Origin of the sequence: Bradyrhizobium sp. RT6a, assembly GCF_040547675.1 — a bacterium.
In the GTDB taxonomy this organism is placed as follows: Bacteria; Pseudomonadota; Alphaproteobacteria; order Rhizobiales; family Xanthobacteraceae; genus Bradyrhizobium.
This window is the reverse complement of sequence record NZ_JBEPQC010000026.1, coordinates 1-1,670: the sequence shown is the minus strand read 5'-3', so window position 1 is coordinate 1,670 and position 1,670 is coordinate 1. Positions and strand designations below refer to the sequence as shown.

The following is a 1,670-nucleotide window of genomic DNA, read 5'->3' as shown; positions in this document are numbered from 1 at the left end:
GTAAGCGTCGTTTTCAGGCCACAGCTTTGAGGTCTTGACGTCGATAGGCCCACGGAAGCAGCTGGTCGATCTCGCTGTTCGGATGGCTATTGACGATCCTGGTGAGGACGTCGGTGAGGTAAGCGAGCGGGTCGACGTCGTTCAGCTTGCACGTTTCGATCAGAGACGCGATAGCGGCCCAATGCTCGGCGCCACCGTCGGAGCCCGCGAACAGCGCATTTTTCCGATTGAGCGCGATCGGACGGATGGAGCGTTCGACGGCATTGTTGTCGAGCTCGATACGGCCATCGTCGATGAAGCGCGTCAGACCCTCCCAGCGCGAGAGGGCATAGCGGATGGCCTCCGCAAGCTTGCCCTTCTGGCTGATCAGACCGAGTTTTGCGCGCAGCCACTGCTCGAATGCATTGGCGAGCGGCTGGCTTTTCTGTTGCCGGATGAGACGCCGCTCCTCGGCGCTGCGACCACGGATGTCCTTCTCGATGGCGTAAAACTCGGCAATGCGCTTGAGCGCCTCGCTCGCGATGGGCGCCGGACCAGGGGTGGCAAGTTCATAGAAGTTGCGCCGCATGTGCGCCCAGCAGAACGCCAGCTGGACGTCGCCGCGCTCGGCGAGCTTGCGGTAGCCAGCATAGCCGTCGACCTGCAGGATCCCCTTAAAGCCGTCGAGATGGGCGATCGGCCGCTCGGCCTTGCGGTCGGGTGCATAGACATAGACGACGCCCGGCGGATCGGCGCCACCCCATGGCCGGTCGTCGGCGGCATAGGCCCAGAGCTGGCCGGTCTTGGTGCGGCCTCGGCCGGGATCGAGCACCGGCATCGTCGTCTCGTCGGCAAACAGTTTTGATCTCTGCTTGAGCTTGCCGAGCAGACGCTCGTGCAGCGGACGCAGGTGCCAGGCGGCTTGTCCCACCCAGTCCGCCAGTGTCGAACGATCGAGATCGATGCCCTGGCGGGCATAAATCTGGGCCTGCCGGTACAGCGGCAGATGATCGGCATATTTGGACACCAGAACCTGGGCGATGGTGGCCTCGGTCGGCAATCCGCCTTCGATCAGCCGGGCCGGAGCAGGCGCCTGAACGACACCGTCTTCGCACGATCGGCAGGCGTGTTTGGGCCGCCGGGTGACGAGAACGCGGAACTGCGCCGGCACCATGTCCAGCCGCTCGCTCCTGTCTTCGCCGATCCGGTGCAGATCGCCCTTGCAACAGGGGCATGTCCTGTCGTCGACGTCGACGACGACCTCGATCCTCGGCAAATGCTGCGGCAGTGCTCCACGATTAATGCGGCGCTTGCGAGCTCGTGCCGCGCGGCCATCAGGCGCGCTTTCGTCCTGCTCTGCCTCACCGAATGCTACGACCTGCTCGACGTCTTCCAGACCCAGCAGCATCTGCTCCTCGGGCAGCGTCTCCGCCTTGCGGCCAAAGCGATGCCGCTGCAGTTCCTTGATGATCTGACGCAGCCGCTCGCTCTCACACCGCTCGGCAAGCAGCATCGCTTTCAGCGTCTGAAGGTCATCAGGCAGGGCGTCGCTCGGCACCAGCAAATCAGATCATAGTCGGTGGCATCTTGCGACGATCCCGACAGCCCTGATTCACTTCGCCGCAGCGCTGCCAACAACTATCCGGGCTGTGTCGGCTTTGCCGTCTCCCGTGCCTCATGGACGCGCCGCC

At 64.0% G+C, this 1,670-nt stretch carries 1 protein-coding gene; it reads right to left on the bottom strand.

The genetic code is table 11. From position 1 onward, the window contains the following. Positions 1 to 13: 13 nt before the first annotated feature. Positions 14 to 1,492, bottom strand: coding sequence for an IS66 family transposase (gene tnpC, locus ABIC03_RS39180; RefSeq protein ID WP_354066257.1), 1,479 nt, complete (start codon positions 1,490 to 1,492; stop codon positions 14 to 16). Positions 1,493 to 1,670: the final 178 nt, after the last annotated feature.